The organism is Actinobacillus porcitonsillarum, assembly GCF_003101015.1.
Taxonomy (GTDB): domain Bacteria; phylum Pseudomonadota; class Gammaproteobacteria; order Enterobacterales; family Pasteurellaceae; genus Haemophilus_A; species Haemophilus_A porcitonsillarum.
Genome location: NZ_CP029206.1, coordinates 1,927,088 through 1,940,462, shown reverse-complemented (window position 1 = coordinate 1,940,462; position 13,375 = coordinate 1,927,088). Strand labels below are relative to the sequence as shown.

The following is a 13,375-nucleotide window of genomic DNA, read 5'->3' as shown; positions in this document are numbered from 1 at the left end:
TATATGTTTGCGTTAGAAAGTCTTTTCAAAAGCGAGTGTAATATTATGCATTTTGTAGGAATAAAGTGTGTCAAAATTGCTTTTCTGTTTCCGCCATTCCAAATTTAATTTAGGTGTAATACCCCATAAATGCCAATCTCGTTTCCAAACTTGTGCGAAAACTGAATAAATCTGATCTTGGCGAGTTTTGCCGAGTGGCAAGATACCGCCCAATATCGCTTGATCTTTAAATTGGCGATGAGTAAAAGAGAGATTTAATTTAGTTGAAATCCCAAAAGCATATTCTTGCAACCAACCTAAACGTAAATTCTGAATATCTGAGCTGTATTGTTGCTCTTGTAAGCGTTGCTGAGAAAAGGCTGCACTGACATAAAAAATCTGTTCGGGGTTTCGATACCAAATTAACGTTGTTGAAGCTGTTCGAATATGCCCAGCTTGTGGATTATCTTTGAAAAAGCGGCGTTTTTCATATTCAAGTGCGGTTTGGTTTTGCCAATTTTGTGAAAGCCAAAAACTGTAACTGATTTCCGCCCCATTTGACCAATGAAACGAATCGCCGCCATACCAGCGTTTTTCATAAAAGGGTTGTAATCGTAAGATGGCATCATTCTTTTTGTAAGCATAACCGATAAAAGTACGGCTAAAAAGATCGTCATATTGATGATTATCCCAATAAGTTTTGCCGTAGGTTTCATTACTCACACCGAGATAATGCGAACCTGTTAGATTAAAATCACGATTTATACCCAAATTATAGGCGAAGCCTTGGGCTTTTTGTGGCAACATTCCTGCACCTTTTACAAATCCCGTATTTTCAATCACCGAAGACGATGAAACATTTTCGACATTATCCGTTTTAAGATAAGAAACACTTGCATCAAATTGCCAACGATTTCTTGAATTGAGTGCGTCAATATAGCGTTCAATAAGTTGGTAGGCTGAAGGTGGTAGATTTTTGGCACTTTTCACTTTATCAAACTGAACTCTTGCAGCACTGTCTTGCCGATCCGCAAACAGCACTTTTGCCAATTCCATTCGAATTGAATTTAGCTCTGGTCGTTCGCTCAATATTTTTCGGTAAATACGAATAGCAACATCATAGTTTTGCTGTAAGGTTGCTAGCTTTGCTTCTGCATAAGATTTTAATGTTAAATCTTGCTGTGATTGTTGCTGATATTGGTAAAGTAAAGATTGAATTTGACCGCTATTATCTTGGTAAATTGCTTGTTTTAGTTGTTCTTCAAGGGGCGTTGCCGCAGCAAAAACAATATTGGAACAACACAAGGCGAGTAAAAAGAGAGAACGCATAAGAATGGGCAAAAAAAGTTATTTTTAAACCTAGTACGCCTATGCACACTAGGTTTAATTGTTCAACGAAAATTAGTAACGAATACCACCAAATGAGGTGTTATAACTGCTATCGCCGCTGAAGGTAGCAATACCTGCTGCTTCTTTTGCACCATTACCGAATAAGCCACCTTCATAAGTGCCTTCTTGTAATAAAGTGGTTGCTCTGCCTTTGAATTCTGTGCCATTTAATTGGGTTTGGTGTAGCGTAATATCTTGTGCACGCCCATCTGTGAATAGGCTAAATTCAACTTTGCCATCTACCGTTTTCTGGTCGAAATCAACGTTTAATGTAGTTTTACCGCCTTTAGATGGTTGTCCTGTTGTGCCACTTACCCAATAAGCATCGCCTACGTAAGTTGCACTACCTGATGGTAAATTTGTTGCAGCGGTTCCTTGATAACGAACTTCTTTTAAGGTTTTGCTATCATTTAACCAAATACCATAAAAAGAGTCGTTGCTATTTTGACCGTACAATTCTCCATCAACAGTTTTAGCACCAACATCACCTTTCGGGCTGTTGGTTAAATCAACTTTAGAATTATCAGGTGTTGTTGCTGTACCGCTACCACCACCGCCACCACTACAAGCGGTTAATAATCCAGCCAAAATTGCAGAAAGAAGTAATTTTCTCATAAGCACATCCTTTAATAAGTAGAAATAATCAGAATCTTCCGATTTTAGTTAATAGATAAGTAATTAAAGATGATTTTACTTATCTATAACGCTGTTTTCAAGTAGAAAAATACACAAAATGTGAATAGATGAGTATTAGTAAATGAAAAGGGTTAAAATGGCACAGCTTCCTGCGGAAATGACAGATAGATTAATTGGGCAGCGTATTCAGCAAAAGAGAAAGGAATTTGGTTATTCAGCGGAAAAGTTGTCAGAATGTATCAATTTATCCCAGCAACAACTTTCACGCTATGAGCGAGGTGCAAGTAAAATCAACGTTAATCACTTGATTGATATTGCTATTTTTTTTAAAACGCCCATTAATTGGTTTTTCCAAGATTGTATTCCTGCCGAATTTACTGAAAAGGAATTAAAAGAGATAGAAATAAACCAAAAATGGGATAGCCTGTCTTCTGTTCAAAAAGAAGCATTTATCACTTTTCTTGAAACATTAAAATAATACGAGGAAGCCAATAATATTAGCTCCCCCTTTTTTTCTATGTATTATTCTTGTAACGCTGAATTGCTAATTGCCGGCGTTTATTTAACTCTGTTCGGATATCCGCTTTTTCAAACCCGTCCGCAATAACCTGTTGAACATCTACGCTGTTCGCTACTTGAAAATAGTGTTGGGCTAATTCTGCTTGTGGATACGCTCGCTCTTCAAAACCAAGCCTACCTTTGCTATCGGCTTCACATGCCAGTAAAAAATCTTGGAAACGTTGAGGCTTCCGCCAAACATCGAGGGCATTAAAAAGTTTTAACACGGTTTCAGGGCGTAATTCAGCCATTTTATGGCAATGTGTATGATATTGGGTCACTAATAACGCAAAATCTTTTACTTCACTTGGCACTTTTAAACGGTTAGATAATTCACGAGCTGGCGCAATGTCTTTCATTTCATGCCCATAATGATGAGGCAAAATATCATCAGGCGTTAAGCCTTTCCCTAAGTCGTGGCAGAGTGCAGCCCAAAGTAGAGCGGTCGGATTTTCGGCTTTTTTTGCTAATTGCTTCGCTTGTTCAATAACCATTAACGTATGAATACCGCAATCAATTTCTGGATGATGCTGTGCCGGTTGGGGCTTTCCAAAGAGCTTTTCCATTTCAGGAAATAACACGGCTAAAGCGCCTACTTCATGTAAAACAGCAAAATAAATGTGCGGAGAGTCGGTTTGAAATGCCTTTTCTGTTTCGAGCCAAACACGTTCAGCCGTTAGATGATTGAGTTCGCCATCTGTTGCCATTTTTCGCATAAGAGATTTGGTTTCTTCAGCAATGCGAAAACCAAGCAAATAGAAGCGAGCCGCAAAACGTGCAACACGTAAAACACGTAGAGGATCTTCCTCAAAAGCAGGGGATACGTGGCGTAATAGGCGATTTTCTAAATCCTGTTTTCCGCTAAAAGGGTCAAAAATTTGACCGCTTGTCGGATCTTGTGCCATTGCATTGATTGTCAAATCTCGGCGAATCAGGTCTTGTTCTAAAGTTACTTCAGGGGAAAAATCACAAATAAAGCCATTATAGCCATTACCATGCTTGCGTTCTTGACGAGCGAGAGCATACTCTTCTTTGGTTTGAGGATGTAGGAATACGGGAAAGTCTGCCCCCACTTGTTGGTAGCCGAGTGATAAAAGTTGTTCCGGCGTTGAACCTACGACAAGAAAATCACGATCTTTGACAGGCAAGCCTAATAATTGATCTCGAACCGCACCACCGACAAGATAGATTTGCATAATAATCCCCTGAAATAAAAAAGAAACGAGATTGTAGCCATAAAAATAACCGCTTGTTTATCACAAGCGGTCAAATTATTACGCTACGCTAACAGATTCAATCACAACATCTTCAGTTGGAACATCTTGATGGAAACCTTTATTACCGGTTTTTACCCCTTTAATTTTATCAACGATGTCCATACCTTCAACCACTTCGCCGAAAACAGCGTAGCCCCATTCTTGCACAACTTCACGACCAAACATCTCTTTTGAGCGATAATCTAAGAAAGTGTTATCTGCCACGTTGATGAAAAATTGTGAGCTGGCTGAATGTGGATCTGAAGTACGAGCCATTGCAATGGTGCCACGTTTATTGCTTAAACGGTTGTTTGCTTCATTTTTAATTGGTGCTTTGGTTGGCTTTTCGATTAAGCCTGATGTCATACCGCCGCCTTGAATCATAAAACCGTCAATCACGCGGTGGAAAATCGTACCGTTGTAAAAGCCTTCTTTGCAGTAATCTTCAAAGTTTTTTGCCGTAATTGGGGCTTTATCAAAATCTAATTTGATTTTAATGTCGCCAAAATTCGTGTGTAATGTAATCATTTTAAGTTCCTTATCATTTGGGGAAGAAATTTCAGGCACTATTATTAAAAAGTTTAAGAGAAATTGCAAAAAATTCTCTAAATTTGACCGCTTATTTGCTAAACTTCGGGAAATTTTTGAATTTTCTATTTTTATTCAGAGGATATTATGCTCAAAATTTATAACACCTTAAAACGTGAAAAAGAAGAATTTAAGCCGATTAACCCGAACCAAATTGGTATGTATGTTTGTGGCGTAACGGTTTATGATCTCTGCCATTTTGGGCACGGTCGAACCTTTGTATCCTTTGACGTGATTGTGCGCTATTTACGCTATTCGGGCTATAACGTGCGTTATGTGCGTAATATTACCGATGTGGACGATAAAATCATCAAACGTGCATTAGAAAATAAAGAGACTTGCGATCAGCTAGTGGATCGAATGATTGCAGAAATGCATAAAGACTTTGATGCATTAAACATTTTACGCCCTGATGTTGAGCCACGTGCAACCAAACATATTCCTGAGATTATTGCGATGGTTGAAAAACTGATCGCAAATGGACACGCTTATGTGGCAGAAGATGGCGATGTGATGTTTGATGTGGAAAGTTTCAAACAGTATGGCGCACTATCTCGCCAAAATCTTGAGCAATTACAAGCGGGCGCTCGTGTTGAGATTAAATCTGTGAAGAAAAATCCGATGGATTTCGTCTTGTGGAAAATGTCAAAAGAGAACGAACCAAGTTGGCAAAGTCCGTGGGGGAATGGTCGCCCGGGTTGGCATATCGAATGTTCTGCAATGAACAGCAAAGAGCTAGGCGAACATTTTGATATTCACGGTGGCGGTTCGGATTTAATGTTCCCACACCACGAAAATGAAATTGCCCAATCTTGCTGTGCCCACGGCGGCGATTATGTGAATTATTGGCTACACACCGGTATGCTGACCATTGATAAAGAAAAAATGTCTAAATCATTGGGCAATTTCTTTAGTATCCGCCATATGTTAGGGTTATATGATGCTGAAAGTTTACGTTATTTCTTCTTAACAGCGCATTATCGTAGCTTGTTAGATTACAGCGTAGAGAATTTAGACTTGGCTCGTTCTGCATTAGAGCGTTTATACACAGCACTACGTGGTTGTGATGTTTCAGGGGCTGCCGAAGGTGGCGAACATTATGTTGAAGCCTTTAAAACTGCAATGGATGATGATTTCAATACACCGGGAGCTTTAGCAGTATTATTTGAAATCGCCCGCGAGTTGAATAAACTGAAAACGGAAGATATGGCGAAAGCCAATGGTTTAGCGGTTCGTCTGAAAGAGCTTGCTGGCGTATTGGGGTTATTAGAACAAGAGCCGGAAAGTTTCTTGCAAGGCGATACCAATAGCGATGAAGCTGCAGAAATCGAAGCGTTAATTAAACAACGCAACGAAGCCAAAGCCAATAAAAATTGGGCAGTAGCGGACGAAGTGCGTGATAAACTTAAAGCAATGAATATTGTTTTAGAAGATACACCAAACGGCACAATTTGGCGTAAGGCGTAATATGCGGTAGGGGCAAATTATATTTGCCCTGATAGATATTCAGTTTAATTATATCCGATATTATGTAGCAGTTGCATAAACCTTTAATTTTTGCAGGGTGGGTATCCTTGCTCCCCTTAGCACTGAAATATGCTCGGGAGATATGGTACAAAATCCCATATTTTTATTTGTCTGCCCTCCGTTTACGGAGATAGGGGAAAAACTACTTCCCCTGCTTCCATTTCACAATTCTCTCAATCAACGCAACCAACTCACTGCGCTCGCTATCTTCTAAATGATGAAATAATAATTCTAATTTCCGCGCCTGATCGATTGAACGGTTGCTACTCTCGGTTAATAAATCTGCTACTTCACAACCAAAAATTTCAGAAAGCTCTAACAACCGCAACACTGACGGCACGCTTTTTCCCCTTTCCATGCGAGAAACCGCATCATTACTAATGCCTAAAATTTCGGCTAATTGCGCTTGTGTTAGCCCAACGGCTTGTCGATATTTTGAAATCGCTCGCCCAATGCTTTGTACTAATTGTTCACTTTTGTCCAACACCCAATCCCCCTTTTATTATGTAAGGAAATGATAGGCGCTAACATTCTTTGATAAATAGCAAACAACATCTACTCTAGACTTGAAAAATCTAGTTGGAATAAATAATATATGCAAATTCACTTTTTAGGCGTTTTTCTAGTATTAAACAACCAAAATGAAAAAATATTTTACTTTTTCTATTGCCATGACACGACCTGTCGCACAGCATTGCTAAACTTCACGCCAACAAATGAGATAGGATATTCATTATGCAAAAAAGTAAAATATTAGCTCAACGCTTAAGTGAGATTTTAATTCTCCTTAATCAAGGCAAACGCCTTGATACCCATCAATTAGCCGAAGAATTTGAAGTAAACCTTCGCACTATTCAACGTGATATTCGAGATCGATTGACTTTTCTAGATTGGGAAGAATTTGGACCTCGTTATTACAAATTAAACACCCAAAAGCTAGGCTTTTTAGATAAAGAAGATATTGAACGTTTTGCACGTTTTGCCAGCGTAGCCGATTTATTCCCTAAAGTGGATCAAACATTTTATCAAGAAAAATTAACCGAAAGTGTGAAAGTCAAAGGCTTTCAATATGAAGATATCCGCCATCTTGAAAATGAATTCCGCCTACTGAAACAAGCAATTGAAGAGTGCCAATTTGTGAGTTTTCTATATAAAAAAAGCGGTCAAAATGACGGGAAATTTTACAAAATTGCCCCTTACAGTCTGATCAATAAAAATGGCATTTGGTACTTAATTGGCACAGACGCAGACAAACAAAAAACCTTCTGCTTTACCCAAATTTCAATGGCAACTAAGCTAGAAGAAACCTTCGAGCCAAACCAACAGCTACAAGAAGAGATCAAAAGTAACGACAGTATCTCTTTTGGCAATCAGCTCAGTGAAGTATTGGTCAAAGTATCCAGCTTTGCCGCCCCTTACTTCCTTCGCCGAAATTTACTGCCTAACCAAAAACTAGTGCATAAATCGGAAAACGGCGAACTGATTTTAGCCAGCGAAAACGTAAACGAACTCGACATCGTACCGCTTGTGCAATATTGGATTCCCCATTTAACCATCATCAGCCCTAACGGCTTGCAGGAAAAAATGGTGGAGAAGTTGAAACAATATATTGCGAATGATTAGGGGGAAATATGAAAAAAATTGATATTAGCGAGCCATTTTCAACCATTAAAGCATTAATTAATGAACGTCAAAGTTTTGAAATCTGTGGCATTGATGCAGGTAATTTATTCGCCTTTAGTCAAGAACTTGAAAAATATATTGAAAGTTTAAATTTGAAGTGTCGCCTTTATACCAAAAATCGCTTAGCCGTAGGCTTATCAGCGGTATTAAATCCCCGTTGGGGCATTTTATCCCTTGCAGCAATTGCAGCACATAATTTACTGACCTTAAACCCTGATTATGAAATCTATCGAGATATTGCAAATAAAAGGGTTGGGGTGGTTTGGAAGAAATGGAGTAAAAAATGAAGAAAGATGATTTTAAAGAATATATGGTGGCAGCAGGTTCACAGGAACTAGTGAACCGCTATGGCAGTGCTGGTGCTGAATTTTTAAAAGGGCTTAGAGGTATTGATTATGAAACAGGGATTAAATTTGACCGTAGTTTGACAGATATTAGTAACTACAAAATTAATCCTGATGATGTTGAAAAAACTGTTAAACAACAAGCAGGGTTTTCTGCGGAAGTCGCTCACGTTTCTAGAAAGAATGCGGAAGCAATTATTAATAAAACAGGTTCAACATTTTCTCGCAGTGAGGACATAGCTGAATTTGGGAAAAATCATAATGTAGTTGATATTGTGGAAATTACTGCATCGGGAGAACAGATTACATCTCAGATGAAATTTGTAACTGATCCTGAATCATTACTTAGGAAAATAGCAGAAGGTAATGGGGGAGGCAAAAATGATTTATCCCGTTATATGAATGTTGATCGACTTGATTTACCTACTGAGCAAGTTGAAAAAGCAAAAGAGTATTGCCGTAGAAGAGCTAATGAATTACGGAAAAATGCAGAAGCAGCGGCTAAAGCTGGGAAAACTGATGTTGCTGAAAAGCTAAATAAAACAGCTGATAATTATGAAAAATTATCCACAAAAATTAGTGATTCAGGAATTTCAACAGATGAAGCAATTAAATATCGTCTCAATCCAAAATGGGAAACAGCAAAAGATATTGCAAAAGTAAGCCATAGAGCAGGCATTGAAGGTGCAAAATTTGGTGCAGCTATTGGGGGAAGTATTTCTCTAATCACTAATATGATTGCAGTGAGGTCTGGCAATAAAGAATTTGCTGATGCTCTTTTTGATACAACAAAAGATACGCTGAAATCGGCAGGTGTTGGTTATGGGACTGCATTTGCGGGATCAGCAATTAAAGGTGTAATGCAACAATCGTCAAAGATGGCTATACGCAATTTATCAAAAACAGGGCTTCCTGCAATGATTGTTTCAACTTGTATTTCTACTGGGAAATCGATTAAACGATATGCTAAAGGCGAAATTAATGAAACAGAATTATTTAGAGAGATTGGTGGAGTTGCAAATAACACGCTATCTACTGCGACTTTTTCAATGATTGGGCAAATTGCAATACCGATTCCTGTGTTAGGTGGTTTAATTGGAGGAATGGTTGGTTATACATTAACAAATAATTTTTATCATAGTTTTTTAGATTCGCTTGATGAAGTAAAAGCTTCTGAAGAACGGTATCAATATCTAGAAATGTGTTGTTTAAGGGCAAGAGCTGCAATGCGTGGATATAGATATTACTTAGATAATTTATTTGCTAATAAGCTTTCAGAGTTAAGAATAGAATCCGAGAAACTATTTAATTTATTAGAAAATCAAAATATTAATATTGATGATTTTTGTCAAAATATCGATCAATTTTCTGATATTCTTGGTAAAAAACTACCATTCAATAATATTGATGAGTTTAATGAATTTATGTTATCTGATAGTACGTTAAAAATTTGATAGGAGCATTCTATGTTTTTAAATAAATTAAGTAATGATGGAGTTAAAGAGTTATTTTTAGAATTGGCTGTTTTAGTTGCAATCTCTGAAAATGAAAAAGTAAATAGAAAAGATAATGGTTATAAACTTATGTTTTCTAATTATTTAAGCGATTATGAAATTGACTTGCTATTTCAGTATGCTGAAGAAATGGGTAAAAAAGATTATTTGCTGGGATTATTAAATGATGAGAAAACCTATTTATCACGTACTGTTGAGGTTCCCTCTAAACTTGGAGGTGTAGCCCCAATTGTTGCTGCTACTGGTTTATTAGGTTTAGCAGCAGTCGCTGTTGCAAATAAAACTAAAAAAACTGAAGAGGTTAAGTTCCCTGTAAGTACAGATTTCTCTCTTTGTCTTTCTGATGTTTTATCAGAAGTATATCAAGATAAGAAAAATGATAAAGAAATCGAAAAAGAACTCTTAAGTAGAATATCTGAAAAAGGATTGAATATATTTGAGTTAGAAAAAGATACTCTATTATCAGAAATAGCCCATATCCCGTCAGTAAAAGAGGAAATTATTAAAAAAACAGCTGCAGGATTGATATATACGAAAAAATGGGGAGAGCCTCCTTTTATGGCAAAAGCACACGTATTTGCGGGAATATATCCACTTATAAAACATACCCCTATTGAGATTAATGAAAGAGATAAGAAAATTATCTTATTTGAATTGATATTTATAGCTTATGTAAATGGAAACTTTAACTCATTTGAAAAAGAGTTAATTGAGAGCATTGCGATGAATTTACAGCTAGATATGGAATATATTCCAGAATTTATTGATGTTGTATCTGGATTTTCTTCGTGCTTCAGAGAAGCTAATCAACTGATTTCAGAATAAATAGATAGGAGTTTTAGATGAGCCTATTACAGAAATATAGTAGCAGTGAAAAAGAGCTTGCTCTTGAACTTGCTGTACTGATATCCATAGCAGACAATGAATTGAATTATTATTCAAATAATGGAACAAAATTATATTTTGATCATTATTTTAATGCAAATAAGAGAAATGTCTTAAACTTATATTTAGAAGAGTTGGATATTGAAAGGAAAAATTTAGATAAGATACTAAATTCTTATGATAATAATTTATCTCAATCTATAACTAGAGCGGTTGATATTGTTTTTTCTAAATATAGAGATGATAGAAACATTCAGAAAGACACTTTAGTGTTAATGGAAAAGTTAGGTATAAGTATTATTAGTACTAGTCCTGCTGCTATTAATAAGTGTATGACTTATATACCTATGATAAAAGAAGAAATATTATGTGTTGCTTTGAAAGGTATTTTAGATAAAAAAGATCTTAAGTTATCAGAAAAAGATAAGAAAACATTCTTGTTCGAGTTGATTTATTTATCTTTATTATATGGAAATTATGAGTCTATTATTTTTATTTTAAGGAAGTTATGTAATTTATTCTCTATTGATTTTGAATATGTTGATGAGTTTAAAGATATGGCGAAAGAGTATTATTTTGCTAGAAATAAGTTAAATTCAATCAATGAAAATATAAGAGAGTTAATTGAAGAATAAATTTTTAGCAATCAATAAATCTAATCTATTATATAGGAGTAATTAAAATGGCATTACCAGTAATTCCAGTAGCAATCGGTATGGGAGTTTCTGCTCTTTGGGGATTATATAAGGGTGGAAAAGCAGTAAAAGATAATAGTGAAGCAAAAGATATTAATGCTTCTGCTCAAGAAATTATTAATTCTGCAAATAAATCTTTAGAAGCTTCTAGAGAAATTTGTGAACAAGCATTAGAAGAATTAGGGCAGAAAAAATATGATGCTCTAACAAAGAATATTCATTCATTTATTAATGTATTTGGTCGAATTAAAAATGTTGAGTTATCTCAAGATCAAAGTTTAGAAGAACTAAAAATTGCTGAATTTAGCAATGAAGTATTAGAAGAGTTGAAGAAGGAAATTTCTTTTTTCACGAGTTCTTCTCTCGGTGTTCTCGGTGGTTCTGCTGCTGGTGCTATGGCTGCATTTGGTGCTTATAGTGGAACAATGGCTTTTGCCGCAGCAGGTACAGGAACAGCTATTAGTACATTAAGTGGAGCAGCAGCAACAAATGCGACATTAGCTTGGTTGGGGGGAGGTACGATTGCTAGTGGTGGATTTGGTATGGCAGGCGGTGCAATGATGTTAAATGTGATTACTATTGCACCAGCTTTAGCTATTGCTGGTTGGTATATGGGAAATCAAGCCGCTAAACAATTAAATGATGCTAAATCAAATAAAGAGTTGGCATTGAAATATGAGGAAGATTCTCGCACTACAGTAACTTTTACAGATGGTATTGCAGAAATTGCAGTTAATTCTATCGAGGTATTATCTCTATTGCGTAAGGCTTCTCGCAGAAGCACTAAAGTATTAGAGAATATTACTTTAGAAAAAGGATTTGATTATCAACAATATGGACAATCAGATAAAGAAGTTGTTCTAAGAAGCTTGAAATTAGTTCAATTAATGAAAGCAGTAATTGATACACCGATTCTTAATGAAAAAGGTGAATTATTAGGTGATGCAAGTTCTAATATTAATAATATTAAGAAAGTTGCATTAAGTATGTAATACAAAATGAGGTAATTTAAAATGGGTTTTTTTAGTTTTTTAGGTAAAGTTGGTAAAAGTATTAATGACTCAATGCAATCAGCTATGGAGGATAAAATCATTGAGCTTTGGCAACGTCTTAGAAACTTTGATGAAGAGAGGATTGCATCATATCTGAATTCTAAAGAAAGAATAACAAATTTAGATTGTACTGCTATTTTAGCTGTTTATTATCGGTATCAAAGGTATGGTGTAGATTCTTTATTAAGTAAGGTAAACCATAATAGTGAAGATGTTATTCAGCAAACCTTAAAGTTTTGTGGACATAATATGATTCAACTTTCTAGAAAGAGTCCAATGAGAGAAATTCAGCAAACAGCAGATAAATTCATTGCGGATTATCGTAAAAATACATATTAGTATTTTTATAATGAAAGGATATTTAAGATTAAATATCCTTTTTTATTTAAGTGACAGCAATGATACTGAAGAAAAACGGTTGAAGCTTTCCGATTGATAAAGAACAAATCCACTCCCAAATATCAATTTTCTTATTGCGACATAACCTATCATCTCTCATCTTACTTACAACAAAAATCCACCTTCCTCTACAAAGTGATTTCCCCCAATGGTAAAAAATAACCGCTTGTTTGTGTTTTACATTTGTTTTACACTATGCTTAAACATAGGGGGAACAATGTCAAACTTAAATATCCGTATTGATGATGTGGTAAAAAAACAAGCATTTGAGGCTTTTGATAACTTAGGGATCAGCCCATCAGATGCTATACGTTCATTCTTAGCGTATGTAGCGGAAACTGGTAGAATGCCAATCAAGCAAATTATTGTATCTGACGAAGATGCGGATTTATATGCGTTGGTTAAACAGCGTTTAAATGAACCTGAAAAAATCAAAAACACAACCCTTGATGAATTATTCTCATAGGTTGTTATATGACCTATTCAATTAAGGTTCACGATGATTTTGTCGAAGAGTTGAATAAACTCGATACTGCAATTAGAACACAGTTGCGTAAAAAACTCGACAAAGTAGTTGAAAATCCGCATATTCCAAAGAACCGATTAGCAGGCGGATTGCATAATTGTTACAAAATTAAACTCAGACGAGCAGGTGTTCGTTTGGTTTATCAAGTTAATGATGATGAAATTTATATCCTTTTACTTACGGTAGGTAAAAGAGCGGATAATGAAGTTTATGAAACGGCATTAAAACGGTTGTAAATTAATTAACCGCTTGTAAGCTCATTTTATGTATTACAGAGGAGGCAAAAATGGATCCATACACTTTCCGACTTGATTATCAACCAAATGCAGAAACCGCCGGTATTA

General features: G+C 36.0%; 16 protein-coding genes. 11 read left to right on the top strand and 5 right to left on the bottom strand.

Annotated elements, in window-relative coordinates; genetic code table 11:
• Nucleotides 1–12: 12 nt before the first annotated feature.
• Together DDU33_RS09370 and DDU33_RS09365 are read right to left on the bottom strand one after the other, a co-directional pair.
• Nucleotides 13–1,308, bottom strand: a complete 1,296-nt coding sequence (locus DDU33_RS09370) for a surface lipoprotein assembly modifier (protein WP_108924857.1) — start codon at nt 1,306–1,308, stop codon at nt 13–15.
• A 72-nt stretch (nt 1,309–1,380) separates the two neighbouring features.
• Entirely contained in the window at nt 1,381–1,983 is a 603-nt protein-coding gene (locus tag DDU33_RS09365) for a transferrin-binding protein-like solute binding protein (RefSeq protein WP_108924856.1), read from the bottom strand.
• Nucleotides 1,984–2,140: 157 nt separating this feature from the next.
• On the opposite strand from DDU33_RS09365, the gene DDU33_RS09360 reads away from it, so the two are divergent.
• Nucleotides 2,141–2,482, top strand: a complete 342-nt coding sequence (locus tag DDU33_RS09360; RefSeq protein WP_108924855.1) for a helix-turn-helix domain-containing protein — start codon at nt 2,141–2,143, stop codon at nt 2,480–2,482.
• A gap of 37 nt (nt 2,483–2,519) precedes the next feature.
• Here the strand turns inward: DDU33_RS09360 and DDU33_RS09355 are convergent, their stop codons facing one another.
• Nucleotides 2,520–3,758: a multifunctional CCA addition/repair protein gene (locus DDU33_RS09355; protein ID WP_108924854.1), complete on the bottom strand. Its 1,239-nt coding sequence runs from the start codon at nt 3,756–3,758 to the stop codon at nt 2,520–2,522.
• Between the two features lie 78 nt (nt 3,759–3,836).
• A complete protein-coding gene (locus tag DDU33_RS09350; RefSeq protein WP_005818969.1) occupies nt 3,837–4,346 on the bottom strand; it encodes a peptidylprolyl isomerase in 510 nt (169 codons plus the stop codon).
• 147 nt (nt 4,347–4,493) lie between these two features.
• Here DDU33_RS09350 and cysS point away from each other — a divergent pair, with 147 nt between their 5' ends.
• Nucleotides 4,494–5,873: a cysteine--tRNA ligase gene (cysS, locus tag DDU33_RS09345; RefSeq protein ID WP_108924853.1), complete on the top strand. Its 1,380-nt coding sequence runs from the start codon at nt 4,494–4,496 to the stop codon at nt 5,871–5,873.
• 202 nt (nt 5,874–6,075) lie between these two features.
• Here cysS and DDU33_RS09340 read toward each other — a convergent pair whose 3' ends face one another.
• Complete coding sequence (locus tag DDU33_RS09340) at nt 6,076–6,420, bottom strand: helix-turn-helix domain-containing protein (protein WP_108924852.1); 345 nt, start codon at nt 6,418–6,420, stop codon at nt 6,076–6,078.
• A gap of 248 nt (nt 6,421–6,668) precedes the next feature.
• On the opposite strand from DDU33_RS09340, the gene DDU33_RS09335 reads away from it, so the two are divergent.
• The 9 genes from DDU33_RS09335 to DDU33_RS09295 all read left to right on the top strand — a co-directional run bounded on the left by DDU33_RS09335 (nt 6,669) and on the right by DDU33_RS09295 (nt 13,267).
• Nucleotides 6,669–7,556, top strand: coding sequence for a helix-turn-helix transcriptional regulator (locus tag DDU33_RS09335; protein WP_108924851.1), 888 nt, complete (start codon nt 6,669–6,671; stop codon nt 7,554–7,556).
• A gap of 8 nt (nt 7,557–7,564) precedes the next feature.
• Nucleotides 7,565–7,903, top strand: a complete 339-nt coding sequence (locus tag DDU33_RS09330) for a hypothetical protein (protein WP_108924850.1) — start codon at nt 7,565–7,567, stop codon at nt 7,901–7,903.
• Nucleotides 7,900–9,414: a hypothetical protein gene (locus DDU33_RS09325; RefSeq protein WP_108924849.1), complete on the top strand. Its 1,515-nt coding sequence runs from the start codon at nt 7,900–7,902 to the stop codon at nt 9,412–9,414. Before DDU33_RS09330 ends, DDU33_RS09325 begins: the two co-directional genes overlap by 4 nt.
• Before the next feature lie 12 nt (nt 9,415–9,426).
• On the top strand, nt 9,427–10,299 hold the full coding sequence (locus DDU33_RS09320) for a hypothetical protein (protein ID WP_108924848.1): 873 nt from the start codon (nt 9,427–9,429) through the stop codon (nt 10,297–10,299).
• Nucleotides 10,300–10,316: 17 nt separating this feature from the next.
• Complete coding sequence (locus DDU33_RS09315) at nt 10,317–10,994, top strand: hypothetical protein (protein WP_108924847.1); 678 nt, start codon at nt 10,317–10,319, stop codon at nt 10,992–10,994.
• A 47-nt stretch (nt 10,995–11,041) separates the two neighbouring features.
• Nucleotides 11,042–12,046 (top strand): hypothetical protein, encoded by a 1,005-nt coding sequence (locus DDU33_RS09310; protein ID WP_108924846.1) that lies wholly within the window; start codon nt 11,042–11,044, stop codon nt 12,044–12,046.
• A 21-nt stretch (nt 12,047–12,067) separates the two neighbouring features.
• Entirely contained in the window at nt 12,068–12,445 is a 378-nt protein-coding gene (locus DDU33_RS09305; protein WP_108924845.1) for a hypothetical protein, read from the top strand.
• Nucleotides 12,446–12,722: 277 nt separating this feature from the next.
• Complete coding sequence (locus DDU33_RS09300) at nt 12,723–12,971, top strand: type II toxin-antitoxin system RelB/DinJ family antitoxin (RefSeq protein ID WP_108924844.1); 249 nt, start codon at nt 12,723–12,725, stop codon at nt 12,969–12,971.
• Between the two features lie 8 nt (nt 12,972–12,979).
• The gene (locus tag DDU33_RS09295; protein ID WP_108924843.1) at nt 12,980–13,267 is read left to right on the top strand and encodes a type II toxin-antitoxin system RelE family toxin; all 288 of its coding nucleotides are present in this window, start codon (nt 12,980–12,982) and stop codon (nt 13,265–13,267) included.
• The last annotated feature ends 108 nt before the right edge of the window (nt 13,268–13,375 follow it).